The organism is Streptomyces sp. NPDC046821 (assembly GCF_040645335.1).
Lineage (GTDB): Bacteria > Actinomycetota > Actinomycetes > Streptomycetales > Streptomycetaceae > Streptomyces.
Map to the genome: position 1 here is coordinate 1 of NZ_JBEYYB010000005.1, position 25,609 is coordinate 25,609.

The 25,609-nt window shown below is 70.6% G+C and carries 20 protein-coding genes and 1 pseudogene; 10 read left to right on the plus strand and 11 right to left on the minus strand.

What is annotated here, in order from left to right:
- Both ABZ893_RS10925 and ABZ893_RS10930 read right to left on the minus strand, forming a co-directional pair.
- Positions 1-155, minus strand: a pseudogene (locus ABZ893_RS10925) (amino acid ABC transporter permease); the annotation flags it as partial.
- A gap of 41 nt (positions 156-196) precedes the next feature.
- Complete coding sequence (locus ABZ893_RS10930; protein ID WP_361400227.1) at positions 197-1,159, minus strand: ABC transporter substrate-binding protein; 963 nt, start codon at positions 1,157-1,159, stop codon at positions 197-199.
- 567 nt (positions 1,160-1,726) lie between these two features.
- Here ABZ893_RS10930 and ABZ893_RS10935 point away from each other — a divergent pair.
- Together ABZ893_RS10935 and ABZ893_RS10940 are read left to right on the plus strand one after the other, a co-directional pair.
- Positions 1,727-2,932: an NADP-dependent malic enzyme gene (locus tag ABZ893_RS10935; protein WP_361400230.1), complete on the plus strand. Its 1,206-nt coding sequence runs from the start codon at positions 1,727-1,729 to the stop codon at positions 2,930-2,932.
- 195 nt (positions 2,933-3,127) lie between these two features.
- Positions 3,128-4,090 carry a zinc-binding dehydrogenase gene (locus ABZ893_RS10940; RefSeq protein WP_361400233.1) on the plus strand — a complete coding sequence of 321 codons (963 nt, stop codon included), beginning with the start codon at positions 3,128-3,130 and terminating at the stop codon, positions 4,088-4,090.
- Between the two features lie 77 nt (positions 4,091-4,167).
- Here ABZ893_RS10940 and ABZ893_RS10945 read toward each other — a convergent pair whose 3' ends face one another.
- Both ABZ893_RS10945 and ABZ893_RS10950 read right to left on the minus strand, forming a co-directional pair.
- Entirely contained in the window at positions 4,168-5,292 is a 1,125-nt protein-coding gene (locus ABZ893_RS10945; RefSeq protein ID WP_361400236.1) for a helix-turn-helix transcriptional regulator, read from the minus strand.
- Between the two features lies 1 nt (position 5,293).
- On the minus strand, positions 5,294-6,190 hold the full coding sequence (locus ABZ893_RS10950; RefSeq protein WP_361400239.1) for a hypothetical protein: 897 nt from the start codon (positions 6,188-6,190) through the stop codon (positions 5,294-5,296).
- Between the two features lie 190 nt (positions 6,191-6,380).
- On the opposite strand from ABZ893_RS10950, the gene ABZ893_RS10955 reads away from it, so the two are divergent.
- On the plus strand, positions 6,381-7,199 hold the full coding sequence (locus ABZ893_RS10955) for a hypothetical protein (protein WP_361400240.1): 819 nt from the start codon (positions 6,381-6,383) through the stop codon (positions 7,197-7,199).
- A 27-nt stretch (positions 7,200-7,226) separates the two neighbouring features.
- On the opposite strand, the gene ABZ893_RS10960 is transcribed toward ABZ893_RS10955, so the two are convergent.
- From ABZ893_RS10960 to ABZ893_RS10980, 5 genes are all read right to left on the minus strand, one after another.
- Positions 7,227-7,409, minus strand: a complete 183-nt coding sequence (locus ABZ893_RS10960) for a DUF6104 family protein (protein WP_019075209.1) — start codon at positions 7,407-7,409, stop codon at positions 7,227-7,229.
- Between the two features lie 100 nt (positions 7,410-7,509).
- Positions 7,510-11,313, minus strand: coding sequence for a multifunctional oxoglutarate decarboxylase/oxoglutarate dehydrogenase thiamine pyrophosphate-binding subunit/dihydrolipoyllysine-residue succinyltransferase subunit (locus ABZ893_RS10965; protein ID WP_361400243.1), 3,804 nt, complete (start codon positions 11,311-11,313; stop codon positions 7,510-7,512).
- A gap of 305 nt (positions 11,314-11,618) precedes the next feature.
- Positions 11,619-12,695 carry a HAMP domain-containing sensor histidine kinase gene (locus tag ABZ893_RS10970; RefSeq protein ID WP_361400246.1) on the minus strand — a complete coding sequence of 359 codons (1,077 nt, stop codon included), beginning with the start codon at positions 12,693-12,695 and terminating at the stop codon, positions 11,619-11,621.
- A 222-nt stretch (positions 12,696-12,917) separates the two neighbouring features.
- On the minus strand, positions 12,918-13,655 hold the full coding sequence (locus ABZ893_RS10975; RefSeq protein ID WP_361400249.1) for a response regulator transcription factor: 738 nt from the start codon (positions 13,653-13,655) through the stop codon (positions 12,918-12,920).
- A gap of 94 nt (positions 13,656-13,749) precedes the next feature.
- Entirely contained in the window at positions 13,750-14,451 is a 702-nt protein-coding gene (locus tag ABZ893_RS10980; RefSeq protein ID WP_361400252.1) for a spermidine synthase, read from the minus strand.
- A 174-nt stretch (positions 14,452-14,625) separates the two neighbouring features.
- On the opposite strand from ABZ893_RS10980, the gene ABZ893_RS10985 reads away from it, so the two are divergent.
- A complete protein-coding gene (locus ABZ893_RS10985) occupies positions 14,626-15,468 on the plus strand; it encodes a rhomboid-like protein (RefSeq protein ID WP_361400255.1) in 843 nt (280 codons plus the stop codon).
- A gap of 165 nt (positions 15,469-15,633) precedes the next feature.
- Positions 15,634-18,048 carry an endopeptidase La gene (gene lon / locus ABZ893_RS10990; protein WP_361400258.1) on the plus strand — a complete coding sequence of 805 codons (2,415 nt, stop codon included), beginning with the start codon at positions 15,634-15,636 and terminating at the stop codon, positions 18,046-18,048.
- A 108-nt stretch (positions 18,049-18,156) separates the two neighbouring features.
- Here lon and ABZ893_RS10995 read toward each other — a convergent pair whose 3' ends face one another.
- A complete protein-coding gene (locus ABZ893_RS10995) occupies positions 18,157-19,011 on the minus strand; it encodes a lysozyme (protein ID WP_361400260.1) in 855 nt (284 codons plus the stop codon).
- A gap of 220 nt (positions 19,012-19,231) precedes the next feature.
- Here ABZ893_RS10995 and ABZ893_RS11000 point away from each other — a divergent pair, with 220 nt between their 5' ends.
- Positions 19,232-19,735: a MarR family transcriptional regulator gene (locus tag ABZ893_RS11000; protein ID WP_361400262.1), complete on the plus strand. Its 504-nt coding sequence runs from the start codon at positions 19,232-19,234 to the stop codon at positions 19,733-19,735.
- A gap of 119 nt (positions 19,736-19,854) precedes the next feature.
- On the opposite strand, the gene ABZ893_RS11005 is transcribed toward ABZ893_RS11000, so the two are convergent.
- Complete coding sequence (locus tag ABZ893_RS11005) at positions 19,855-20,643, minus strand: protein phosphatase 2C domain-containing protein (protein WP_361400265.1); 789 nt, start codon at positions 20,641-20,643, stop codon at positions 19,855-19,857.
- A 365-nt stretch (positions 20,644-21,008) separates the two neighbouring features.
- On the opposite strand from ABZ893_RS11005, the gene ABZ893_RS11010 reads away from it, so the two are divergent.
- The 4 genes from ABZ893_RS11010 to ABZ893_RS11025 are packed head-to-tail and all read left to right on the plus strand — an operon-like array spanning position 21,009 to position 25,585.
- Positions 21,009-23,996 (plus strand): nitrate- and nitrite sensing domain-containing protein, encoded by a 2,988-nt coding sequence (locus ABZ893_RS11010; protein WP_361400267.1) that lies wholly within the window; start codon positions 21,009-21,011, stop codon positions 23,994-23,996.
- Entirely contained in the window at positions 23,993-24,490 is a 498-nt protein-coding gene (locus ABZ893_RS11015; protein ID WP_361400270.1) for a roadblock/LC7 domain-containing protein, read from the plus strand. The genes ABZ893_RS11010 and ABZ893_RS11015 overlap by 4 nt, the downstream gene beginning before the upstream one ends.
- Positions 24,487-24,915 (plus strand): DUF742 domain-containing protein, encoded by a 429-nt coding sequence (locus ABZ893_RS11020; protein WP_361400273.1) that lies wholly within the window; start codon positions 24,487-24,489, stop codon positions 24,913-24,915. Before ABZ893_RS11015 ends, ABZ893_RS11020 begins: the two co-directional genes overlap by 4 nt.
- On the plus strand, positions 24,896-25,585 hold the full coding sequence (locus ABZ893_RS11025) for an ATP/GTP-binding protein (protein WP_361400276.1): 690 nt from the start codon (positions 24,896-24,898) through the stop codon (positions 25,583-25,585). Before ABZ893_RS11020 ends, ABZ893_RS11025 begins: the two co-directional genes overlap by 20 nt.
- Positions 25,586-25,609: the final 24 nt, after the last annotated feature.

Here is a 25,609-nt window from a genome sequence, read left to right on the forward strand (position 1 = left end):
AACGCGTACACGATCGCGACCAGCACACCGATCGCCACCACCGCGGCCACATAACGGCCGAAGTGACGGACCGGAATCGCCTTGATGGCCTCGGGGCGGGCGGGGGGCGGCGAGGTGTCCTCGGGGCCGTCGGTCTTGTCGATGTCAACAGACACGGGTCTTGCCTTTCAAACGGCTGGGTGACGAGAGGGTGCGGTCACTTGCCGCCGTTGATGCCGGCTTCCTTCACGGCGCCCGCCTCGACGCCCCACTTCGCGACGATCTTGTCGTACTCACCGCTCTTGATCACCGCGTTGAGCGCCGCCTGCAGCGCGTCCCGCAGCTGGGTGTTCCCCTTGGCCACCGCGATCCCGTACGGCGCCGCCTCGACCTGGTCGCCGACGATCTCGAAGTCCTTGCCGCCACCGGAGGTCTTCACCGCGTACGCCGCCACCGGGAAGTCCGACGAACCGGCGTCGGCGCCGCCCGAGCGCACCCGGGTCTGCGCCTGCTGGTCGTTGTCGAAGGCCTCGATGGAGAGCTTCTTGCCGGCGGGGCACTTCTTCGCCTGGGCCTTCGCCAGGTCGTCCGAGACCGTGCCGCGCTGCACGGACAGCGTCTTGCCGCACAGGTCGGCCCAGGTCTTGATGCCCTGGGTCTTGCCCTTGAGGGTGTAGTTGGAGACGCCCGCGTTGAAGTAGTCGACGAAGTCGACGCCCTCGCCGACCTTCTTGCCCGTGTCCGGGTCGACACCGTTCTCACGGTCCTTGGTGTCGGTCATCGCCGACATCGCGATGTCGTACCGCTTGGACCGCAGACCGGTGATCAGCGTGTCGAACGTGCCGTTCTCGAACTGGAACTTCACGCCCAGCTGCTTGCCCATGGCGTCCGCCAGGTCCGGGTCGATACCGACCGTGTTCCCGTTCTTGTCCTTGAACTCCACCGGCGCGTACGCGATGTCCGAACCCACCATGATGACGCCCTTGTCCCGCACATCCTTGGGGAGCTTGTCCGCCAGCGGAGCGCTCTTGGCGTTCGTGGAACCCGAGCTCTTGTCCTTGGTCTGGTCACCGCAGCCGGAGAGCAGCAGCGAGCCGGCGACCGCGATCGCTCCGACCACGGCAATCCGGGACTTAGCGGACTTCGCGGCGGTCGAACGACGGGTGGTGCCTGCGGTCATTTCAGGTTCCTCCGGCAGGGTGAGGGAGACGCCGATACTGAGATCGTGCACACATCTTCGAGTGTCGCGACCTCGCGTGATTACGGCATCTTGCCATTCGGACCCGGCCGTTCAGGGGTCCTGCAATGTCAAAATCAGATAACGGGTGAACTGCGGCGTTCGGGATGCCAAAGGATGACTGCCGCCCGGCGGAATAAGATCTACGGCGATATCGCCGTGAGGCCGGAAGATTTCCGGTCACCCCTGACGCGTCTCAATATGTGAGCGGAGCCCGGACGGCCTTGAGGTTCACTTGAGGTCCTGTCCTTAATATCCGGGTCCTGGTCTATGAGTCATGTCACCGAACTGTGATCGATCACAGATGGACTCGTCCGGGGCGGTGTACTTCAGGTATGAAGGTTCTTTACACCCCTCATCCGGGGCTCAGGACGCGCGTGCGGCGTGTCCCTCGCGTACTGACCCGTACGAGTGCAAAAACCCGACAAGTGGGTCATACGCGGTGCCCATCCGTTCCTCAACCAGGGGCGGACCCACCCTCAACTGATTGATTTAAAGACTTAAGGGGTCATGCAAGTGGCAGCGGAGATCGTCAACCCTCGCAGCGATGAGAGCGCCGAAGAGCCTTTCGACCCGGCTTTCGCGCTCCACCGCGGCGGCAAGATGGCCGTCCAGGCCACCGTGCCGGTGCGCGACAAGGACGACCTGTCCCTGGCGTACACGCCGGGCGTCGCGAAGGTGTGCTCCGCCATTGCGGAGAACCCTGAGCTGGTCCACGACTACACGTGGAAGTCGTCCGTCGTGGCCGTCGTCACCGACGGCACCGCGGTGCTCGGCCTCGGCGACATCGGTCCCGAGGCGTCCCTCCCGGTGATGGAGGGCAAGGCGATCCTGTTCAAGCAGTTCGGCGGCGTCGACGCCGTGCCGCTCGCGCTCGCCACCACGGACACGGACGAGATCATCGAGACCGTCGTCCGCCTCGCCCCCTCCTTCGGTGGCGTGAACCTCGAGGACATCTCGGCGCCGCGCTGCTTCGAGATCGAGCGCCGCCTCCAGGAGCGCCTCGACATCCCGGTCTTCCACGACGACCAGCACGGCACCGCCGTGGTCACGCTGGCCGCCCTGAAGAACGCCGCCAAGCTCAGCGGGCGCACGCTCGGCGAGCTGCGCGCCGTGATCTCGGGTGCCGGTGCCGCCGGTGTCGCCATCGCCAAGTTCCTCCTCGAGGCCGGCCTCGGCGACGTGTCGGTCGCGGACCGCAAGGGCATCGTCAGCCGTGACCGCGACGACCTCACGGACGTCAAGCGCGAGCTGGCCGAGATCACCAACAAGGCCAACATCTCCGGCTCCCTCGAGGCCGCCCTCGCCGGCGCCGACGTCTTCATCGGCGTCTCCGGCGGTACGGTCCCCGAGCCCGCGGTCGCCTCGATGGCTCCCGGCGCCTTCGTCTTCGCGATGGCCAACCCGAACCCCGAGGTTCACCCCGACGTGGCCCACAAGTACGCGGCGGTCGTCGCGACGGGCCGCTCGGACTACCCGAACCAGATCAACAACGTCCTCGCCTTCCCCGGCATCTTCGCCGGTGCGCTCCAGGTGCGGGCGTCGCGGATCACCGAGGGCATGAAGATCGCCGCCGCCGAGGCGCTCGCCGACGTCGTCGGTGACGAGCTGTCCGCCGGCTACGTCATCCCCTCGCCGTTCGACGAGCGGGTCGCCCCCGCGGTCACCGCCGCCGTCGCGGCCGCCGCGCGCGCCGAGGGCGTCGCCCGACGCTGACCCCGCCCCGCAAGGGCCCCGACCGCGCCCCGTGCGCCACGGATCACTCCGTGGGGCACGGGGCGCGGCGCGTTGTCACGGGTGGGCTGCGGGTGGCGGGCTGTGGACGGCGCCGCCTGACGGCGGAGGTGCGCGGCGCGCGTCACAGCCCCACGGTGTTCCGCGCCGCCCCCGCCCGCACCTATCGTCATGGTCATGTTCGCTGCCTACGCCGCCCGAATCGACCGTGACCAGCCGCTCGACGGCCTTGAGTTGGGGGAGCGCCCGGCCCCCGAGGCCCGCCCCGGCTGGACGACCGTGAACGTCAAGGCCGCCTCCCTCAACCACCACGACCTGTGGTCCCTGCGCGGGGTCGGACTCGGCGAGGAGAAGCTCCCGATGATCCTCGGCTGTGACGCCGCCGGGATCGACCAGGACGGCAACGAGGTCGTCCTGCACTCCGTCATCGGCCAGTCCGGCTACGGGGTCGGCCCCCGCGAGGGCCGCTCCATCCTCACCGAGAAGTACCAGGGCACCTTCGCCGAGCAGGTCACCGTGCCCGAGTGGAACGTGCTGCCCAAGCCGAAGGAGCTCAGCTTCGAGGAGGCCGCCTGCCTGCCCACCGCGTGGCTGACGGCGTACCGGATGCTGTTCACCAACGCCGGTGTGCGGCCCGGTGACTCCGTGCTGGTGCAGGGCGCGGGCGGCGGCGTCGCCACGGCCGCGATCGTCCTCGGCAAGGCGGCCGGGCTTCGCGTCTTCGCGACCAGCCGTGACGAGGCCAAGCGCAAGCGGGCCCTGGAGCTCGGCGCCGTCGAGGCCGTGGAGTCGGGTGCGCGGCTGCCGCAGAAGGTGGACGCCGTCATCGAGACCGTGGGCGCGGCGACCTGGTCGCACTCCATCAAGTCGCTCCGGCCCGGCGGTACGGTCGTCATCTCCGGTGCCACCAGCGGTGACCGTCCCTCGCACGCCGAGCTGACGCGGGTCTTCTTCCTGGAGCTGAAGATCGTCGGCTCGACGATGGGCTCGAAGGACGAGCTGGAGGATCTGCTCTCCTTCTGCGCGGCCACCGGGGTGCGTCCCGTGATCGACGAGGTCCTTCCGCTGGACCGCGCCCGCGAGGGCTTCGCGCGGATGGAGTCCGGCGACCAGTTCGGCAAGATCGTGCTGACGGTCTGACGGTCTGACGGTCTGACCCGGTCCTGGGCTGACGGTGGTCGAGGGGCGGCGCCTCTCGACCATCGCTGCGGGAGGGGTCAGCCTCTGGTCGCGCCGGGGGCCCGCAGCGACGCCCCGATGTGTGCTGCCGCCTCCGACAAGTGGCGTCTGGCATCCCGGAATTGATCCTCCGTCACCCCGTGATCCCGCGCCGCGTCACGGATGTCGTCCCGGAAGCGGTCGAGAAGTCGGTCCAGGTCACGGGACGGGTCACCGGTCGACTCTTCCTGACTCCATGACGGGATGTACTCGGCGGGGATGTCGTCGTACGTGAAGCGGACTTCGGGCTTCACGTCTTCCGATGGGGCCGCGCCCTCAGAGCGCGCCGCACCCTCCGAGGCCCGCCCCGTACCCTCCGCCTCCTTACTGAGATACGTGCCGAACTCGCCGAATTCCCTGGCCAGTTCGGACAGCCCCTCCCTGACCCCCGTCGGCCAGTCGCCCTTCGCGAAGTGGTCCTGGACCTGGTCCTGCACGCGCCTCGCCAGCCGCTGGACCTGCTCCTGCGCCTGCTCGTGCGCCTGTTCCTGCGCTTCCTTGGCCTGCCGGCGCGCACGCTGGGCCTCCTCGCGGGCCCGGCGGCTCTCGTCCTTCGCGCGCCGCGCCTGCTCCTTCCACTCCTGCCGGGCCCGGCGCAGCTCCTCCTTGGCCGCGCGCCACGCCTCCTTGTCCCCGAAGTCCTGGAAGTCGCCGAACGGGCTCGGCCGCTCGCCCGTACCCGTCGTCCCGCCAGGAGTGCCAGGACCGCCCGGACTGCCAGGACCGCCCGGCCCGCTCCGCGCCTCGGAGGCCGCCGCCCGCATCTCGCGCCGCAGATCGCCCGCCGCACCCCGCACGTCGTCCCGGATCTCCGCGGCGAGCTCCGCCACGGACTCGCGGATCTCCAGCTCCAGATCGGCCAGTTCGCCACTGCGGCCGGCCAGCTCGGCGCGGCCCGCGTCGGTGATCGAGTAGACCTTCCGCCCGCCCTCCGTGGCGTGCGTGACCAGGCCCTCGGCCTCCAGCTTCGCCAGGCGTGGGTACACAGTGCCGGCCGAAGGCGCGTACAGGCCCTGGAAGCGTTCCTCCAGGAGGCGGATCACCTCGTAACCGTGGCGCGGGGCCTCGTCGAGCAGCTTGAGGAGGTACAGGCGCAGGCGGCCGTGGGCGAAGACGGGGGGCATGTCAGAGCACCTTCTTGTCGGCCGGGCCACCGGAGGGGGCCGGCGAATCCGTGGGGGAGTCCGCGACGGGGGCCGATGCCTCGTCCTCCGCCGGCGGCCTGCGCAGGAGCGCGATCGAACCCGAGACCGTGGTCGCCTTGAGTCTGCCCCGGCCCGCGCCGAGCTTGCCCGTGATGCTCTTGGCGCCCCACTGGCCGTTCACCCGCAGGTCCTCGAAGGCGTTCGACACGGAACCGCTCGCCGTGTTCGCCTCGACCCGGGCGTCCGCCGGGTGGGGGAGGCGGATCGCGATCTCGCCCGAGACACTCGTCAGGTGCACATCCGTCGCACGGTCGGCCGGGTCGAGGTCCACGATCATCGAACCGGCCACCGAGTCCGCCCGCACCGACGGGCCCGCGCCCGCGACGACGGTCAGATCACCGGACACGGAGTTGAAGCGCAGGTCGCCCGTGACCGCCTGGGCCTCGACGTTCCCCGAGACCGTGTCCGTGCGCACCTCACCCGCGACGCCGACCAGGGTGGTGTCACCGGTGACGCCCTTGACCTCCGTACGCCCCTCGATCCCGGAGACGACCGCGCCCGCGCCGACGACGCCGACCTCGACGCGCGTGCCCGCCGGGACCGCCAGGGACACGACGGCGCTGCGCCGCCAGCTCTTGCGGTCGAGCCACTTCTTCAGGAAGCCCTTCCAGGGCAGGTCGTCGTAGGCGACGGACAGCTCACCGCGCTTCAGGGTCACCTGGAGCGGGGGACCGTCGATCTCGGTCACCTCCAGGCGGGCGGAACCTTCGTCGGTGCCCACGACGTTCACCGTTCCGTTGACCACGCGGACGCGGAGTGTCGTCACAGGGTCGTCGAACGTGAGCTTCTGCGGCTCTGTCACGGACCACTCGGGCATGGTGCGACCTCCTCGACGGGACGGATCGGAGCAGAACGCGACCTGTCGCGTCCCACTTCATTCACGATATATCGCGGTTACGGAAAGTCAAGACAGTCGTGACTTCCTTCCGTCGGGCAGTCGCGCCTCCCGCGCATCTCCGGTCACCCATCTCAGGGCCAAACGCCGCAAACTGTCCTAGCGTGGATTCATGCCGTCCGACGCCAACGCCCCGCAGGCCAGGGCCGCCGGAGCGCTCCTGCTCTGCCGTGCCGCTCCCGCGACCGTCGGCCCCGCCGCCCGGCCCCTGCGCGAACGCATGTTGCTGGCCCAGGCGGGACTCGAGTGGAGCGTCCTCGTCCCCGAGGGCAGGCCCTGGCTGCAAGGCGGCGAACGCGTCGACACAGTCCTCGCCGGCTGGGCCGCCGCCCTCGCCGTCAGCTCACCGTGGCCGGTGCTCGCCCTGTGGTGGGACGCCGAACACAGCGGCTACACCCTGGCCTCGGGCTTCCGCCGTCCCGTCGGCTACGTATGGCTGGCGAACGGCACGCCCGCCGGAGAGGACGAGGCGATGCGCACGTTCGCCGCCCGGCTCGGCCTCGACCCGGTCCGCGACATGGAGTCCCTGGACCGGCTCACGCGCCCCGGTACCGGGGCCGACGCCGACGCCCGTATGCGCGGCCTGCTCGCGGTCCTCACGCGCGCGGGGCTGTCGCTCCCGGCCGGCCTGACCCCCGGCGAACCCACCGACCGGCTGCGCGAGGTCGCGCGCGTGCAGCCAGGCGCGGCACCCGTCGAATGGTCCGGCTGGCGCGACGTGGTCCGCGCCGAACTCGACGGCGGTCCCGTCGGCCTCTGGCTGCGCGGCCCCACAGCGAGGCGCCTCGCGGCGGCCCAGGTCACCGTGGGTGTCCCGCTCTTCGCCTGGGGCCTGCACCGGCGCGGCACCGGCTGGGCGGTCGCGGGCGCGCTCCTCGTCGTACAGGGCGCGCTCGGCCTCGCGTACGACCGCCTCCGCGCCTGGGACTGAGCAGCCAGGCTGCCCGAACAAAGCTGCTTACTCGTCGTCGTCCTCGTCGTCGAGCCGGGCCAGCCACGTGGCCAGCCGCTCGACCGGCACCTCGAAGTCCGGGTTCAGATCGACGAACGTACGCAGCTGCTCGGCGAGCCACTCGAAGGTGACCTCCTCCTCGCCGCGCCTCTTCTCCAGCTCCTCGATGCCGCGGTCGGTGAAGTACATGGGCCGTTCGCTCCTGGGGTGAAAAACGGGGGGGTGATACGGGCGTGGGGCCCGGAACGAAGTCCCGGGCCCCACAATCGTACGTACGAGATCAGGCTGATCAGGCCTCGAAGACCTCGCGGACCAGCTGCTCCTGCTCGGCCTGGTGGCGCTTCGCGGAGCCGACCGCCGGGGAGGAGCTGTGCGGCCGCGAGATGCGGCGCAGGCGCTCACCGTGCGGGACGTCGGCGCCGACCGCCAGGTCCAGGTGGTCGATCAGGTTGAGGGCGATGAAGGGCCACGCGCCCTGGTTCGCCGGCTCCTCCTGCGCCCACAGGTACTTCTCCGCGTTCGGGAACTTGGCGATCTCCGCCTGGAGCTCGGCACCCGGCAGCGGGTACAGACGCTCGATGCGGATGATCGCCGTGTCCGTCACGCCGCGCTTCTGACGCTCGGCGTCGAGGTCGTAGTAGACCTTGCCCGCGCAGAAGACGACCTTGCGGACCGCGGCCGGGTCCACCGAGCTGTCCCCGATGACCGGGCGGAAGCCGCCCGTCGTGAACTCGTCCGCCGACGACGCGGCGGCCTTGAGGCGCAGCATCGACTTCGGCGTGAAGACCACCAGCGGCTTGTGGTGCGGGTTGTGCACCTGCCACCGCAGGAGGTGGAAGTAGTTCGACGGGAGCGTCGGCATGGCGACCGTCATGTTGTTCTGCGCGCACAGCTGGAGGAAGCGCTCCGGGCGGGCGGACGAGTGGTCCGGGCCCTGGCCCTCGTAACCGTGCGGCAGGAGCAGCGTGACGCCGGAGGTCTGGCCCCACTTCTGCTCGGCGGCCGAGATGTACTCGTCCACCACCGACTGGGCGCCGTTGACGAAGTCGCCGAACTGCGCCTCCCACATCACGAGCGACTCGGGACGGGCCAGCGAGTAGCCGTACTCGAAGCCCATGACCGCGTACTCGGAGAGCAGGGAGTCGTAGACGTTGTAACGCGCCTGGTCGTCCGAGAGGTAGAGGAGCGGGGTGTAGTCCTCGCCCGTCTCCCGGTCGATCAGGACCGCGTGACGCTGGCCGAACGTGCCGCGGCGCGAGTCCTGGCCCGAGAGGCGCACCGGGGTGCCCTCCAGGAGCAGGGAGCCGATGGCGAGCGTCTCGCCCATGCCCCAGTCGATCGTGCCGTCCTCGATCATCGCCGCGCGGCGCTGCAGCTGCGGCATCAGACGCGGGTGGACGGTGACGCGGTCGGGGATGTTGACCTGCGACTCGGCGATCCGCTTCACGGTCTCCTGGGAGATCGCGGTGGTCACGGCCACCGGGAAGTCGGCCTGCGGGTCGCCCACCGGAGCCTGGACGGGCTGCGCCGTGGCCTCGCGGACCTCGGCGAACACCTTCTCCAGCTGGCCCTGGAAGTCCTGCAGCGCCTGCTCGGCCTCTTCCAGCGTGATGTCGCCGCGACCGATGAGGGACTCGGTGTAGAGCTTGCGCACCGAGCGCTTCTTGTCGATCAGGTCGTACATCAGCGGCTGCGTGAACGCCGGGTTGTCCGACTCGTTGTGACCGCGGCGGCGGTAGCAGATGAGGTCGATGACGACGTCCTTGTTGAACGCCTGGCGGAACTCGAAGGCCAGTCGGGCAACGCGGACGACGGCCTCGGGGTCGTCGCCGTTCACGTGGAAGATCGGCGCCTCGATCATGCGGGCCACGTCGGTGGCGTACATGGAGGAGCGCGACGACTCCGGGGCGGCGGTGAAGCCGACCTGGTTGTTGATGACGATGTGGACCGTGCCGCCCGTGCGGTAGCCGCGCAGCTGCGACATGTTGAGCGTCTCGGCGACCACACCCTGGCCCGCGAAGGCCGCGTCACCGTGCAGGGCGACCGGCAGGACCGTGAAGTCCGTGCCGCCCTTGTTGATGATGTCCTGCTTGGCGCGGACGATGCCCTCGATGACCGGGTCGACCGTCTCCAGGTGGGACGGGTTCGCGGCCAGCGAGACCTTGATCTGCTCGCCGTCGAGACCGGTGAAGGTGCCCTCGGCGCCCAGGTGGTACTTCACGTCGCCGGAGCCGTGCATCGACTTCGGGTCGAGGTTGCCCTCGAACTCGCGGAAGATCTGCGCGTACGACTTGCCGACGATGTTCGCCAGGACGTTCAGGCGGCCGCGGTGGGCCATGCCGATGACGACCTCGTCCAGGCGCGACTCGGCGGCGGAGTCGATGACCGCGTCGAGCAGCGGGATGACGGACTCGCCGCCCTCCAGGGAGAAGCGCTTCTGGCCGACGTACTTGGTCTGCAGGAACGTCTCGAACGCCTCGGCGGCGTTCAGCCGGCGCAGGATGCGCAGCTGCTCCTCGCGCTCCGGCTTGTTGTGAGCGCGCTCCACCCGGTCCTGAAGCCACTTGCGCTGCTTCGGGTCCTGGATGTGCATGTACTCGATGCCGGTGGTGCGGCAGTACGACTCACGCAGCACGCCGAGGATGTCGCGCAGCTTCATCATCGACTTGCCGGCGAAGCCGCCGACTGCGAACTCGCGCTCCAGGTCCCACAGGGTGAGCCCGTGCTCGGTGATGTCGAGGTCGGGGTGCTTGCGCTGCTTGTACTCCAGCGGGTCGGTGTCGGCCATGACGTGGCCGCGGACCCGGTAGGAGTGGATCAGCTCGAAGACGCGGGCGGCCTTCGTGACGTCGTCGTCGTGCGAGGCGTCGATGTCCTTGAACCAGCGGACCGGCTCGTAGGGGATGCGCAGCGCCTTGAAGATCTCGTCGTAGAACTCGCCCTCGCCGAGCAGCAGGTTCGCGACGACACGCAGGAACTCGCCGGAGGCGGCGCCCTGGATGACCCGGTGGTCGTAGGTCGACGTGAGCGTCATGACCTTCGAGATGCCGAGCTTGTTCAGGGTGTCCTGGGAGGTGCCCTGGAACTCAGCCGGGTAGTCCATCGAGCCGACGCCCATGATGACCGACTGTCCGGGCATCAGACGCGGCACGGAGTGGACGGTGCCGAGGCCGCCGGGGTTGGTCAGCGAGACCGTGACACCGGTGAAGTCGTCCATGCCGAGCTTGCCGTCGCGGGCGCGGCGGACGATGTCCTCGTAGGCCTGCCAGAACTCGAAGAAGTTCAGCGTCTCGGCCTTCTTGATGCCGGCGACGACGAGCTGGCGGTCGCCGTTCGGCTTCACCAGGTCGATGGCGAGACCGAAGTTGATGTGCTCCGGCTTGACCAGGGTCGGCTTGCCGTCCTTCTCCGCGAAGGAGTGGTTCATCGACGGCATGGCCTTGATGGCCTGCACCATCGCGTAGCCGATGAGGTGGGTGAAGGAGATCTTCCCGCCCCGGGCACGCTTCAGGTGGTTGTTGATGACGATGCGGTTGTCGAACAGCAGCTTCACCGGGACCGCGCGCACGGACGTCGCCGTGGGGACCTCGATGGAGGCGTTCATGTTCTTCGCGACGGCGGCGCTCGGGCCACGCAGCGTCACGTACTCGGGGCCGGCAGGGGCCTCGGTCGCGGGCTGTGCCTTCGCGGGAGCCGGCGCGGCGGCGGGCTTCGCGGGGGCAGCGGCGGCGGGCTTGGCCACCGGGGCGGCCGGCGCGGCCGGGGCAACCGGCGCGGCGGGGGCCGCCTGGACCGGAGCCGGCGCCGGAGCCGGCGGAGCGGCGGGAGCCGGGGCCGGGGCAGCCGGTGCGGCGGCGGTACCGGCTCCGGAACCCTGTGCGGGGGCTCCGGTCGTCGGCTGGGCCGGCGCGCCCGGCTTGTAGTCGGCGAAGAAGTCCCACCAGGCTCGGTCTACCGAGTTCGGGTCCTGGAGGTACTGCTGATAGATCTCGTCGACGAGCCACTCATTGGGACCGAAAGCGGCTGCGGGGCTCTTGCCCTGCGCCTCTTGGTCGGTCGAGGTGCTCGAGTTACTGGGGGACTGTGGCGACACGGCGGTAACCGCCCTCTTCCGCTTCTCACAAGGTGATGGACAGCGGGAATAAAGGCTACGCCTCCAACACCGGGACTTGCAGACCGGGCGGGCCATCCGTCGCGTAAGTCACATTGGAGAGCGTGTTTCGGCGCAGGAAATGGCGGGAAACAAGCGGGGTTCCGGTTCGCCCTGGGTACCCCGACGAAAGCGTCGGCTCCACCGGAGTGGCTGACGCCACACGAATTTCCTGCGAGTACGGCCCCATGGCCCGCACCCCATGACGAATGGCACGGCGATCTTGCGCTTCCGGTTCGAACCTTACGTCAACTTTGCCCTCGGGGCAGGCCCGGAAGAGTGACCCGAATCCGGCAGCCCCGCTCCGATTCGGCCACGTAGATCCGGCCGCCGTGCAGGTCCACGGCCCAGCGGGCGATGGCGAGGCCGAGACCCGTGCCGCCGTCGCTGCCGGGGCCGTGCGCCGCGCCCTTCACATGGCCGCCGCGGTTGAAGCGCTCGAAGACGCGGTGCCACTCCGAACGGGGGATGCCGGGGCCCTCGTCGAGAACTTCCAGGTCCAGGGATTCCGGATACAGCCCGCGCCGGGCGAACACGGTGACCCTGCCGTGCGGCGGGCTGTGCTTCACGGCGTTGTCGATGAGGTTGGCCACCACCTGGTGGATCCGCTCGGGGTCCGCGTGCGCGGTCAGCTCCGGCGGTGACACGTCGAGGTGCAGATGCACGTCCGTACGGGTGTGGGTGCCCGAGCCCGAGGTGATGCCGGCGCGCTGCGAGGCGACCATGTTGGCCTCCTTCAGTACACCCGACAGGTACGGCCACACCTCGAAGCGGCGGGCCTTGAGCGGGACCACGCCGTTGTCGAGGCGGGACAGGTCCAGGAGGGTCTCGACGAGCCGGCCCAGGCGCTCGGTCTGCTTCAGGGCGGTGCGCATGGTCTCGGGATCGGCCGCCGAGACGCCGTCGACGACGTTCTCCAGGACGGCCCGCAGTGCGGCGATCGGGGTGCGCAGCTCGTGGGAGACGTTCGCCACGAGTTCCTTGCGCTGCTCGTCCTGGGCCTCCAGATCGTCCGCCATGCGGTTGATCGTCGCGGCCAGGTCGCCGAGCTCGTCGCGCCGGTCGGCTCCGCGGACCCGGCGGGTGTAGTCACCGTGCGAGATGGAGCGGGCGACCGTGTTCATCTCGTCGAGCGGGGAGGTCAGCGAGTGCGCCACGAACTGGGTGATCAGCAGGGTGGCGATGACCGAGAAGACCGTGATGAAGCGGAGCTCGGTCTGCGTGCGGACGGCGACCATGAGCAGTCCGGTGGTGATGAACACCGAGACGACGACGAGCGTGCCGAGCTTGGTCTTGATGGAGAACGGGCGCAGACCGCCCTGCACCCAGCTGGGTGAGGGGGGCCGGGGACAGGGTCCCGGGGGGACGCGGCCGGCGGGTGGGGGGTCCGGCTCCGGCCTGGGTCCGTCCGCGGGAGGCGTCAGGAACGGCTCCGTGGGTGTCCCGGACGTTCTCTCCGGGGTGTCCGCATCACTCATACGTCACTCATATTGGTGTTGTCCGGCCCTATGCTTCCCGTCCGACGTCACCGCTCGCGCCGCCGCCGGTCATGGCGTCGGGGTCTCCAGCGCGTAGCCCACGCCGTGCACGGTACGGATCCGCTCGGCGCCGATCTTCCGGCGCAGCGCCTTGATGTGGCTGTCGACCGTTCGGGTGCCCGACGCGTCCGCCCAGTCCCACACCTCGGCGAGCAGCTGCTCACGGGAGAGGACGGCGCGGGGCGTGTTGGCCAGGCAGACCAGGAGGTCGAACTCCGTCGGCGTCAGGTGCACGTCCTCGGAGCGCACCCGTACGCGGCGCTGCGCGTGGTCGATCTCCAGCTCGCCGAGCCGCAGGATGCCGCTCCGGGGAGTGGCCGCCGCGAGCGCCGCGCGCTCCACCCGGCGCAGCAGCACGTGCACACGCGCCGCCAGCTCCCGCATCGAGAACGGCTTCGTCATGTAGTCGTCGGCGCCCACGCCGAGTCCGACCAGCATGTCCGTCTCGTCGTCCCGTGCCGTCAGCATCATCACCGGCACCGGGCGCTGCGCCTGCACACGGCGGCAGACCTCGAGCCCGTCGAAGCCCGGCAGCATGATGTCGAGGATCAGCAGGTCCGGCTGCCAGGCCTCCGCCGTGTCGACTGCCGCGGGACCGTCATGAGCCGTTTGCACGAGGAATCCCTCGGCCCGCAGCCGTGCGGCGATGGCGTCGACGATCGTGGGGTCGTCCTCGACGACCAGGACCCGTCGCTGGGCACCCGGCGAAGCCGTGCTGCCGTTGTGGGAGGTGTGTGTCTGCTCCATCGCCCCGCCCCTGAATTGCGCACACCTATGTGCGCTTGACGCTTGAATGATCTGGGTTTCGGCAGTCAGCGTACGGGGAGTTACCGCGCGTCGGCTACGCAGCCCTGACCGCGAGGTGCACGACGTCCGGGACGCCCCGGACAACCGGGACCTCTTTGGTGCGGACCGACCGGAAACCGGCATTCCGCAAGGTTCCTTCGAAATTTGCGGACGGCTGGGCCGACCATACGGCCAGTACGCCGCCGGGGGTGAGCCGCGCCCGGCACGCGGCGAGTCCTTCCGGTGAGTAGAGGCTGTCGTTACCTTCCGTGACGGTCCAGTCCGGTCCGTTGTCGATGTCGAGGCAGAGCGCGTCGAACGTATCGCCGGATTCCTGGACGTACGAGACGAGGTCCGCCTCCACGATCCCGGTGCGCGGGTCCGCGAGCGCGGACCGTGACAGCTCGGTCAGCGGGCCCTCGCGGTGCCAGTCGACGATCGCGCTCTCGCGCTCGACGACGGCGATACGGCCCCAGCGCGGATTCGCTGCCGCGTGTGCGAGGGAGAATCCGACACCCAGTCCGCCGATGAGGACGCTGGGCGCCGGGCGGTCGTCGAGGGCGTCGAGCGCGGCGTCGACGAGCAGCCGTTCGGAGCGTCCGTCGGACGTGTCCATCAGGAAGCATCCGTTGGCGATGATCTGCAGCAGCGCGCCGTGGCGCCGCAGTACGACCTCTCCGAAGGGCCCTTCGCGCCGGTCGAGGACGACGGGAGCGGCTTGGTCGGTGTCGTACGGGGCTTGGTACGAGGTGGACATGGCGACCATCCTGCCCCACCGGCGAGGGCGCGCGTCGGCTCGGTGAACGGGCCGGGGAACTCCTGTGAGAATGCTGTGGATCATGCGCCACGTGGCGCCGGTCATAGACAGAACGGGCACGGCGGCGAAGTCTGGAAGGGCTGAAAGGAAGGGGTGCCGTACGTGGAGCGAGGCGTGACCGTCGAGGGTGGGGTGGCGGAGGATTCCCTGCGTGTCCCACCGGATGCCGCCTCGGAGCTCCGCGAACCGGAGCGCACGGCCCCGGCCCCGCAGCGAGCCCTGCTCGGCGCGATTCCCGCGCAGGCGGCCGCGCAGGCGGTGGTCGATGAGGGCGTGGCCGTTCCGATCGGGTCCGCGCCCGTCACCGTTCCCACCCCTCCCCGTCGCCGCTTCCGCCCCTGGCGGATCCTGCCGACGCCCACCGGCACGCCCTTCACCTTCGTCTACGCCGCCGTGCTCATCGGCACGTCCCTGTTCGCGCAGTACGCCGACCCGGACCTCGTGTCGTCCGCTCTGCACGAGTCCAGCACCGACGCCTCGCACCTCGCGCAGACGCCCGTGTTCGTGCTGGTCGCCAGTGCGCTGTGGATCGCCGGCGGGATCACCTCGACGTACGCGGTCGGGTTCCTCGTCGTGCTCACGGCCCTGGAGCGGCGTATCGGCGGCTGGCGCACCGCCTGTGTCTTCCTGCTCGGCCACGCCGTGGCGACGCTCGCCACCGAGGTGCCCGTCGGGCTCTCCGTACTCATGGGGCACCTGCCCGAGAGCTCGCTGCACCGTCTCGACTACGGCATCAGCTTCGGTGTCGCCGCGAGCGTGGGCGCGCTCGCGGGTCTGTTCCCGCCCTGGCTGCGCTGGACCGTCCTCGGGGTCTTCGGCGGAATGCTGATCAGTGACCTCGTCGAATTCGCGGACCCGTTGACGGACTGGGGCCACATCATGGCGCTCTGCATCGGTGTCGCGACCTGGCCGCTGGTACGCCGGTGGCGACGTACGCCGGGATCTCGCGTCGTCTGAACAGCCCCTGACCCGTCACCCCGTCAGGCCGCGTAACCCCCCTCTGAGCTGCACATTTCCCCTGCCCGAACAGTGATCGCCGAGAGCGAACAGCTCCCGGGGAACATTCATGGGCTCACGTGCATTGAGTCCCTGTAGCTCAACTTGACTGCTTAAGGGGAGATCATGGCAACGACGTCCACACCGCTCACCCTGCCCGTGCTGCCCCTCGACGACGAGGTCGTACTGCCCGGAATGGTGGTGCCCCTGGATCTCAACGACAGCGACGTACGAGCCGCGGTGGAGGCCGCCCAGGCGGCGGCACGATCCAGCGGATCCGTCGGTGGCAGCAAGCCGAAGGTGCTGCTTGTTCCCCGGATCGACGGCACGTACGCGAACACCGGAGTCCTCGGCACGGTCGAGCAGGTGGGCCGCCTCGCCGACGGTGACCCCGGCGCGCTGATCCGCGGCCGCAGCCGCGTGCGGATCGGCGCGGGCACGACCGGTCCCGGCGCCGCCCTGTGGGTCGAGGGCCTCGCGGTCGAGGAGACGCTTCCCGACCCGCTGCCCGGCTCGGTGACCGAGCTGGTCAAGGAGTACAAGGCGCTCGCGACGAACTGGCTGAAGAAGCGCGCCGCCTGGCAGGTCGTGGACCGCGTGCAGCAGATCGACGACGTCTCCGCGCTGGCCGACAACTCCGGCTACTCGCCCTTCCTGAGCACCCAGCAGAAGGTCGAACTCCTGGAGACCGCGGACCCGATCGCCCGCCTGAAGCTCGCCACCGAGCAGCTGCGTGAGCACCTCGCCGAGCAGGACGTCGCCGAGTCCATCGCCAAGGACGTGCAGGAAGGCGTCGACAAGCAGCAGCGCGAGTTCCTGCTGAGGCGTCAGCTGGAGGCCGTCCGCAAGGAGCTGCGCGACCTGAACGGTGAGACGGAGGGCGAGGAGTCCGATGACTACCGCGCCCGCGTCGAGGCCGCCGACCTCCCGGAGAAGGTCCGCGAGGCCGCCCTCAAGGAGGTCGAGAAGCTGGAGCGGTCCAGCGACCAGTCCCCGGAGGGCTCCTGGATCAGGACCTGGCTCGACACGGTCCTCGAACTGCCGTGGAACGAGCGTACGGAGGACGAGTACGACATCAAGGGTGCCCAGGAGATCCTGGACGCCGAGCACTCCGGCCTCCAGGACGTGAAGGAGCGCATCACCGAGTACCTGGCCGTGCGCAAGCGCCGCGCGGACCGCGGACTCGGGGTCGTCGGCGGACGGCGCGGCGGCGCGGTGCTCGCGCTCGTCGGCCCGCCCGGCGTCGGCAAGACCTCGCTGGGCGAGTCCGTCGCGCACGCCATGGGCCGCAAGTTCGTCCGCGTCGCCCTCGGCGGCGTACGCGACGAGGCCGAGATCCGCGGCCACCGTCGTACGTACGTGGGTGCCCTGCCCGGGCGGATCGTGCGGGCCATCAAGGAGGCCGGGTCCATGAACCCGGTGGTCCTGCTCGACGAGATCGACAAGGTCGGCTCCGACTTCCGTGGCGACCCGGCCGCGGCCCTGCTCGAAGTGCTCGACCCGGCGCAGAACCACACGTTCCGCGACCACTACCTGGAGGTCGAACTCGACCTCAGCGACGTCGTGTTCCTCGCGACGGCGAACGTCCTCGAAGCGATCCCGGAGGCGCTGCTCGACCGTATGGAGCTGGTCAGGCTCGACGGGTACACCGAGGACGAGAAGGTCGTCATCGCCCGTGACCACCTGCTCCCGCGCCAGCTGGAGCGGGCCGGACTGCAGAAGGACGAGGTCACCCTCGACGAGAGCGCGCTGCGCAAGCTGGCCGGCGAGTACACGCGCGAAGCCGGCGTACGCAACCTGGAGCGGGCCGTGGCTCGCCTGCTGAGGAAGGTCGCGGCCCAGCACGAACTGGGCGAGCGCGAGCTGCCGTTCACCGTCACCGACGGGGACCTGCGGGGTCTCATCGGGCGTCCGCACCACGTGCCCGAGGCGGCCCAGGACCCGGCCGAGCGCCGCACGGCGGTGCCGGGCGTGGCCACCGGTCTCGCGGTCACCGGCGCGGGCGGCGACGTCCTCTACGTGGAGGCGTCCCTCGCCGACCCGGAGACGGGCGCGGCGGGCCTGACCCTGACCGGTCAGCTCGGTGACGTCATGAAGGAGTCCGCGCAGATCGCGCTCTCCTTCCTGCGCTCGCACGGCGCGGAACTGGAGCTGCCCGTCACCGGTCTGAAGGACCGGGGCGTGCACATCCACTTCCCGGCGGGCGCGGTGCCGAAGGACGGCCCGAGCGCGGGTGTCACCATGACGACCGCTCTCGCGTCGCTGCTGAGCGGGCGTCAGGTCCGCACGGACGTGGCGATGACCGGTGAGGTGTCGCTGACCGGACGGGTGCTGCCGATCGGTGGCGTCAAGCAGAAGCTGCTGGCCGCGCACCGGGCGGGCATCACGACGGTCGTGATCCCGAAGCGGAACGAGGCCGATCTGGACGACGTCCCGGCCGAGGTCCTGGAGACGCTGGAGGTGCACCCGGTGACGGACGTGCGACAGGTGCTGGAGCTGGCGCTCGAGCCGGCCGCCGTGGAGGTTCCGGTCGCAGCGTGACGACTGTGTCCTTCAGCGGGCTCCGCCTGCGGGGACCGGACAAGGAAGGCCCGACCCCGAGAGGGGCCGGGCCTTCCGGCTGTGTGGGGGAGCGCTTCTTTTCAGGCCTCAGCCGTTGGCCAGCGCCTGGAGCCGGTCGTACGCGCCGTTGAACTTGCTGTGGTCACCCACCGTCGGTCCGGACGACGTGTACTGCCACATCGTGTAGTAGCCCCAGCCGGCCGGGAGCGTGCCCGGGGCCGTGTCGTAGCGGGCGATCCAGAGCGGGTTGGTGGCGCCGAAGGCGGCGGAGTCGCCGGTGCACTGCTGCCACCAGCTGGTCGCCGTGTAGATCACGGCGTCGCGGCCGGTACGGGCCTTGTACTGGTTGACGAAGTCCCTGATCCAGGTGACCATCCCGGCCGCCGTCTTGCCGTAGCAGGCCGCGCCGTACGGGTTCCACTCGATGTCGAGCGCGCCCGGCAGCGTCCTTCCGTCGCGCGACCAGCCGCCGCCGTGGTCCACGAAGTAGTTGGCCTGGGTGGCGCCGCTCGTCGTGTCCGGGGTGGCGAAGTGGTACGAGCCGCGGATCATGCCGACGTTGTAGGAGTCGTCGTACTGCTGCGCGAAGTACGCGTTCGTGTAGTACGTGCCTTCCGTGGCCTTCACATAGGCCCACTTCACGCCGCTGTTCCACAGGGTCGACCAGGCCACGTTGCCGTTGTGGCTGCTGGTGTCGACGCCCTCGGTCTGGGTCGCCTGGTCGCCGGTGGGCCGGCCGCCCTGGCCGTCGTGCTCGACGACGCCCATGCCCATGTGGGCGGAGCCGCGCTCGGGGACGTCGGCCGCCTGGGCCGCGGTGGGCAGGGTGAGGATGAGGGAGAGCGCGGCGAGGATGACCCCGGCCGCGGGGAGACGCCTCAGCGGGCGGGGGCGGCGCTTCGAGCGGGGAGGACGGACGGTTCCGGATCTGTGCACGGGCATTGCGTGCCTCCGAAGGCCTCGATGAGCTCGGGTGAGAGCTCGGTGGGGGGACCTTTCGACATGTGTCCTGGTATGCACATGTCACCAATGACGCTACGCACGTAGACCCCCGCGAGGAAGGGGGCACGGATGCTGCCGTTGGTCTACTCCTGCGAAATACTGGAGGAGCTGCGGCAATGGCCGTGAATGGCGGAAACTTTCAGGAACGGGAAACCGTGACATGGGTGCTGACGTGCACGAGGGCGGGAACGACGGGCGGCCGGATGCCGGATCCGGCGCGAAGGACAGTGGTGTGGACCGCGAGTTCCTTTCCCTCGAGCGGGAGTTGACGGTCTTCCTCCGGCGGGCGCGGGCCTCGTCGGGCGAGATGGCCCGCGCGGTCCACCCCGACCTCGAACCCGCCGCCTACGGACTGCTCGCGCGCCTGGAGGAGAGCGGGCGGCTGCGCGCCACCGAACTCGCCGCGTACATCGGCGTCGGCAAGGCCACCATGAGCCGGCAGCTGCGCGCCCTGGAGGAGCTCGGCCTCGTCGCCCGCGAGCCCGACCCCGCCGACGGCCGCGCCTGGCTCATCCACCTCACCGAGGAGGGCCGCACCAACTTCCGCCAGGTCCGCGACGCCCGCCGGGCCACGTACGTCCGCCAGCTCGCGGGCTGGGACCGCGATGAGGTGGCGGAACTGGCACGGCTGCTGCACCAGTTGAACGAGAGCGCGGAGGGCTGACGGGTCGCCTGGCGGCGGGCTGAGCGGCGGTCGGGCCAGGTGGGCCGGGCGACGGTCGGGCGGCGTGGGCTGCCGGACCGGGGCGCTCCGGGTGACCGGCCGCGAGCCCTCCCGCAGGGCTAAAGCTCCACGTACACCGCCGTCGCGTCGTCGTGCGTCTTGCTGCGCCGCAGGAACACCCGGTCCTGTTCGTCCGCGTCCTCCAGGGCCCGTACGCGCGCGATCAGCACCTCCGGGCCCTCTTTCCGTACGAGGGCGAACAGGTCGGTCCAGTCGCCCTCGTGGAACTTGTCGACCCAGCGCGTGGCCCCGTCGGTGAGGGCCACGACCGTGCGTGCTCCCGCCCTCGGGAGGATGCCCGTGACCGCGCGGGCGGCGACCCCCGGATCCGCGGCGGCGGTGAAGAAGCCGCCCTCCTTGTTGCGTACGGTCGCGTCGGCCACCTCGTCCGTGGCGAGCGCGGAGCGCGGCAGCCGGTCGAGCCGGTCGTCCCGCACCGCGGTGACCTCGCCGGCGGCGTCCTCGACGAGCAACACCGCGTCGGACAGCACCAGGTACTCGACCCGCTCCGCGTCCCACCGCGCCACGACCACGGTCGACTGCGGCGTACGAGGGTGAGAAAGGTCACAGGTTTGACGATGGGTGTCCGCTGTGCGCCGGATCGCCTCGGCGAGGACGGTGCGCAACGTCATATCCCTGCGTGAAACGGACAGTTCCCCGAGTGCGCCGCCGAGCCGGGCCGTGAACCAGGGGACCGAATGTCGGCAGCCGCTCTCGCCGCGGGGCGGCGTGACCCCGTCCAGGACGACCAGCGATCCCCCTTGCCCGGCGGCGGGCACGGCCGCGGAGGCGAAGTCCTCGTTGGGGCTGTCGGGATTTCCGGGTTCCGTGGAGAGTTCGATACGCATCCGGTCAGTCTGCACGAACCCTTCACAACTGGCCCACAGGAACGCGAGTTGGGCCACGCAGGCTGACGTGACGCCGGATTTAGACCGGAATGATCACCTCCGGAGGTGCGTGGCGGGGCATACTGCCAAAGCACGTGGGAGACGTCCAACCGGCGCCCCGTTCCGGCCCCGTGCTCACGCCACCGGAACTTGCTCCCCAACTCCCGCTCGATGTTCACTCCTTCGGGTGGCTGGCTAGGTGATGAGCGACCACTCATCACTGGCACTGGAAGGGTCTGGAGCCATACCAGGGGGCGCGCGCGTTGACGGATCGTCACCCGGGCCCATGGGTAGACGAGTCAGGAATGCGAGCACCGGTGCGGAAGATGCCTCGACGCAAGGGCAAGCAAGCGGCCTCCGAAGCGGACGAGGTGCGCACCCCGGTCCCCACGGGACCCGGCATGTCAGCAGGTCCGGCCGGACCCGGCACGCCATCGGCGGCAGCCACCCCCGGCACGCCGACGGCAACTCCCGGCGTACCCGCCCCCGGCACGCCGACGGCCACCGCCGGCGTACCCGCCCCCACACCCCCGGCCGAGCCCCGCCGGCGCACCGCACGCGTGCGCAACCGGCTCATCGTCGCCGTCGCGGTCGTCGCCGCGGCCATCGCCGGTGCCGCCGCGCCCGCGCTCATGGCCGCGTCCCAGCAGGTCGGCGACTCCCAGGAACTCGTCGACCTGGCCACGCGGACCCAGCAGACCATCGCGCTGTCCCACTCCCTGGCCGACGAGCGCGACGAGGTCACCACCTACATCGCCGCAGGCCGGCCCAAGGGCCAGGGCCTCTCCGAGGGCCGCAGCGCCCGCGTCGACCGGCAGCTCGAAGAGCTCCGCACCGACGCGCCGCCCGCCCTGCGCCGCGACCTCGCCGACATCACGGCCGTCCGCCGCGCCGCGCTCACCGGCAAGGGCACCGCCCTCGCCGCCCACAAGGCGTACTCCGGCGCGATCACCGAACTGCACCGCACCGCCGAGCAACTCGCCGAGAAAACCCCGCCCCGCGCGGGCTCCGGCGCCCACGCGTACGCCGACCTCGACCGCGCCGTCGAGCAGGCCTCCGCCGCCCGCGGGCTGCTGCTCGCCGCGCTCTCCGTGCCGCGCGGCACCGGGGCGTCCACCGTCATCGACCCGGCCACCGGCCTGCCGACGACCGTGACGCAGGGCGCCGGCGACACGAAGACCCGCGACGAACTCAGCGCCGCCGCCCAGCAGGCCCGTATCCGCGAACAGGCCGCCCTCGCCGACTTCGAGGACGCCGGTCCCGCCGGAGCCGTCGCCTCCTACGACGCGACGGTCACCGGCCCCGACGTCACCAAGGCCGACCAGTACCTGACGGCCTTCACGGACGCGCCCACGCTCTCCACCGTGGAACTCGGCTACAACCGCAAGAACGTCGACGCCGCCCTGTCCGCCCGTATCGACCTGATGCGCGGCGCCGAATCGTCGCTCTACGACCGGCGCGCAAAGGAACTCGCGCTGCTGCGTGACGACGACGTCGCCGCGCTCGAGGTCCGCATCGCCCTGGCCGGTGTGTGCCTGCTCGTCGCCGTCGGTGTCTCGATGGCCATGGCCCGCACGCTGACCCAGCCGCTCTCCGTCCTCCGTCGCGGCTCGGCCCGGCTCGCCGGCGACCCGGCGACCGAGGAGCCGATCAAGTTCACCGGCCGCAACGACGAGTTCGCCCAGGTCGTACGGTCCGTCAACGCCCTGCACGCGCACGCGCTCGCCCTGCACGAGCGCCTCACCACGCTCGAGGCCGACCGCAAGCACCTGGTCGGGCAGCGCCAGACGATGGCCGACGAGCGCGAGGCCCTGCGCGCCGAACTCGCCCGGGCCTCCGCCCACCTGGACCGCGTCCGCAACAGCATCCACGGCACGTTCGTGAACCTCGCCCTGCGCACCCTCGGCCTCGTGGAGCGCCAGCTCGGCGTCATCGAGGGCCTGGAGGAGCGCGAGCAGGACCCCGAGAACCTCGCCACCCTCTTCAAGCTCGACCACTTCGCCACGGTCATGCGGCGCCACAGCGAGAACCTCCTGGTCCTCGCCGGCGCCGAGCACGGCCACGGCAACCCGGGCGCCGTCCCGCTGGTCGACGTCGTCCGCGCCGCCGTCAGCGAGATCGAGCGCTACGAGCGCGTCCGGATCTCCACGCTGCCGCCGCACGCGCACCTCGCCGGGTTCGCCGCCGACGACCTCAGCCACCTCGTCGCCGAAGTCCTGGAGAACGCCACCACGTTCTCGCCGCCCGACGCCTCCGTCGAGGTCTCCGGCTGGCTCCTGGAGAACGGCGAGGTCATGCTCTCCGTCCAGGACGAGGGCATCGGCATGACCGACGACCGGATGCGGGAGCTGAACACCCGTCTCGCCTCCTTCGAGGGCGACGACATGTTCGACCCCGAGGAGGACGACGGCCTCGGACTCGGCCTGTACGTCGTGGCCCGCCTCGCCGCGCGGCACGGCGTCCGCGTGCAGCTGCGCGAGCAGAAGCAGGGCGGCGTCGCCGTCGTCATCGTGCTGCCCCGCGCGCTCCTCGCCGCCGCCCCGAGCGTCGCGGCGCCGCCGCGCGTCCTGCCGGGCACCGCGCCCGCCGTCCACCTGCCCGGCTCCGAGGCCGAGGCCAACTCCAACGTCCTGAGCGGCCGTGCCCACGAGGCCCCGGACCCGCTGATCGCCGCGGCCGAGCAGACCGTACGAGAGGCGGAGGCGCAGGCGCACACGGAGCCGAAGCCGGAGCCGGTGGCCGAACCGGAGCCGGTCACGGAGGAGTTCGAGCCGGCGCCCGAGCCGACGGCCGGGATGCCCGGTCAGATTCCGGCCGAGTCCCCGGCCGAGACGACCATGACCCTGGCCTTCCCGATCCCGGCCGAGGACCCCGCTCCCGTACCGCCGCAGGCCCCCCGCATCGACGACGAGCCCGCCCACGAGCGCGTCGCCGACGAGACGGGCTACGGCACCGGCACCGGCTTCGGCGCCGCGGACACCCCCGGAACCCCGGGCCTGCCCACGCGGCCCAAGGCCGACCCGCCCCCCGCCCCCGAGGCGGCGGCCGGCGAACCCGAGCTCCCCACGCCCCGCACCCCCCAGTGGGACCGCGTCACGGACAAGGGCCTGCCCAAGCGCACACCCAAGATCTCGGCCCCGGCGCCCGCCGCGGCGCCGCGCACCGGATCGGTCGACGCGGAGGCCCTGCGCCGCCGCCTCGGCGGCTTCCACCAGGGTGCGAAGGAAGGCCGGCGCGACGTCGAGGCCGAGATCGGCGGGACGGAACGCACCGGACAAGCCAAGGGGGACACAGTCGAGGAGGCAAGCAGTTGACTGCGCCCAGTCGTACGCCAAGTGCGTCGTCGGGATTCGGACTCAGCGTCGAAGCCCGCAACCTGCACTGGCTGCTGACCAATCTGGTGGAGGAGGTGCCAGGGCTCCTCTCGGTCGCGGTCGTCTCCTCCGACGGGCTGCTCCTGCTCTCCTCCGACCCCGGCAGGAACGCGGAGCGCCCTGCCGACCACAGCGGGGGACCCAAGGGTTCCAGCGCCGACCTGGCCACGATCGTGTCCGGTGTCGGCAGCCTGACCATCGGCGCCGCCAAGCTGATGGACGGCGGCAATGTCAAGCAGACCATGGTCGCGATGGCGGAGGGCAGCCTCTTCATCATGTCCATCAGCGACGGCTCACTGCTCGGCGTGCACGCCACCCCGGACTGCGACATGAGCGTCGTCGCCTACCACATGGCGCTCTTCGTCGGCCGTGCCGGGCACGTCCTCACGCCCGAACTCCGCAGTGAACTGCGCCAGTCGATGGAGAGCCAGTGAACGGCAGTACAGTCCCGAACATCAGGACCGGCGGTGCGAAACTGCCCACCCGCGGCGGCGACCGCAGGCCCGCCCGGGTGCGGCCCTACTCGCTCACCGGCGGCCGCACCCGCTTCGGCCACGTGCTGCTGGTCGAGACGTTCGTCGCCGCGCTCGAAGCGCCCGAGGAACGCCTCGAGATAGGGCAGGGGACGCTGTCGACGCGGATCATGCCCGAGATGCGGGCGATCGTGGAGCTGTGCCGCCGTATGCGCACGGTCGCCGAGATCGCCGCACTCCTGAAGATGCCGCTCGGCGTGGTCCGCGTACTCCTCAGCGACCTCGCCGACCAGGGAAAGATCCGCGTTTACGGAACCGGTCACGGCGCTGGGCAGCCGGACCGCGCACTGCTTGAAAGGGTGCTGAGTGGACTTCGCCGTCTCTGAAGGCGTGGCGGAGGGCTCCGCCCCCGCCTTCGTACCTTCCCAGCCGTCTCGCCCCGCCGCCGCGGCCGCGTCGCTCTTCGAACCCGAGGAGCAGCTCCAGGCCTGGCAGACGGACCACACCCGCGCGCCGATCGCCACGAAGATAGTCGTGGCGGGCGGCTTCGGCGTCGGCAAGACCACCCTCGTGACCGCCGTCTCGGAGATCCAGCCCCTCCAGACGGAGGCGCTGATGACGACGGCGAGCGAGGACACCGACGACCTCACCGCCACGCCGGACAAGACCACGACCACGGTCGCCATGGACTTCGGGCGCATCACGCTCGACGACGACCTGGTGCTGTACCTCTTCGGCACGCCGGGCCAGCAGCGATTCTGGTTCATGTGGGACGACCTGGTGCGTGGCGCGATCGGTGCTGTCGTGCTCGCCGACACCCGCCGTCTCCCGGACTGCTTCCCGGCCCTCGACTACTTCGAGAGCTGCGGCCTCCCCTACGTCGTGGCCGTCAACCACTTCGACGGCTCCGACGAGTTCGCCGCCGATGACGTGCGCGAGGCCCTCACGGTCCCGCCGCACATCCCCGTCCTCATCATGGACGCCCGGCGGCGCATCTCGGTCGTAGAGACCCTGCTGGCCCTCGTCGGCCACGCCCTCGACGCCACCCCCGTTTAATCACCACCCCTCAGCAGCAAAGAG

Excerpts from the sequence above, each read along its gene's own strand:
- ABZ893_RS10930 (WP_361400227.1), bottom strand. The coding sequence starts at position 1,159 with ATGACCGCAGGCACCACCCGTCGTTCGACCGCCGCGAAGTCCGCTAAG.
- ABZ893_RS10935 (WP_361400230.1), top strand. The coding sequence starts at position 1,727 with ATGCAAGTGGCAGCGGAGATCGTCAACCCTCGCAGCGATGAGAGCGCC.
- ABZ893_RS10940 (WP_361400233.1), top strand. The coding sequence starts at position 3,128 with ATGTTCGCTGCCTACGCCGCCCGAATCGACCGTGACCAGCCGCTCGAC.
- ABZ893_RS10945 (WP_361400236.1), bottom strand. The coding sequence starts at position 5,292 with ATGCCCCCCGTCTTCGCCCACGGCCGCCTGCGCCTGTACCTCCTCAAG.
- ABZ893_RS10950 (WP_361400239.1), bottom strand. The coding sequence starts at position 6,190 with ATGCCCGAGTGGTCCGTGACAGAGCCGCAGAAGCTCACGTTCGACGAC.
- ABZ893_RS10955 (WP_361400240.1), top strand. The coding sequence starts at position 6,381 with ATGCCGTCCGACGCCAACGCCCCGCAGGCCAGGGCCGCCGGAGCGCTC.
- ABZ893_RS10960 (WP_019075209.1), bottom strand. The coding sequence starts at position 7,409 with ATGTACTTCACCGACCGCGGCATCGAGGAGCTGGAGAAGAGGCGCGGC.
- ABZ893_RS10975 (WP_361400249.1), bottom strand. The coding sequence starts at position 13,655 with ATGGAGCAGACACACACCTCCCACAACGGCAGCACGGCTTCGCCGGGT.
- ABZ893_RS10980 (WP_361400252.1), bottom strand. The coding sequence starts at position 14,451 with ATGTCCACCTCGTACCAAGCCCCGTACGACACCGACCAAGCCGCTCCC.
- lon (WP_361400258.1), top strand. The coding sequence starts at position 15,634 with ATGGCAACGACGTCCACACCGCTCACCCTGCCCGTGCTGCCCCTCGAC.
- ABZ893_RS10995 (WP_361400260.1), bottom strand. The coding sequence starts at position 19,011 with ATGCCCGTGCACAGATCCGGAACCGTCCGTCCTCCCCGCTCGAAGCGC.
- ABZ893_RS11000 (WP_361400262.1), top strand. The coding sequence starts at position 19,232 with ATGGGTGCTGACGTGCACGAGGGCGGGAACGACGGGCGGCCGGATGCC.
- ABZ893_RS11005 (WP_361400265.1), bottom strand. The coding sequence starts at position 20,643 with ATGCGTATCGAACTCTCCACGGAACCCGGAAATCCCGACAGCCCCAAC.
- ABZ893_RS11010 (WP_361400267.1), top strand. The coding sequence starts at position 21,009 with ATGCCTCGACGCAAGGGCAAGCAAGCGGCCTCCGAAGCGGACGAGGTG.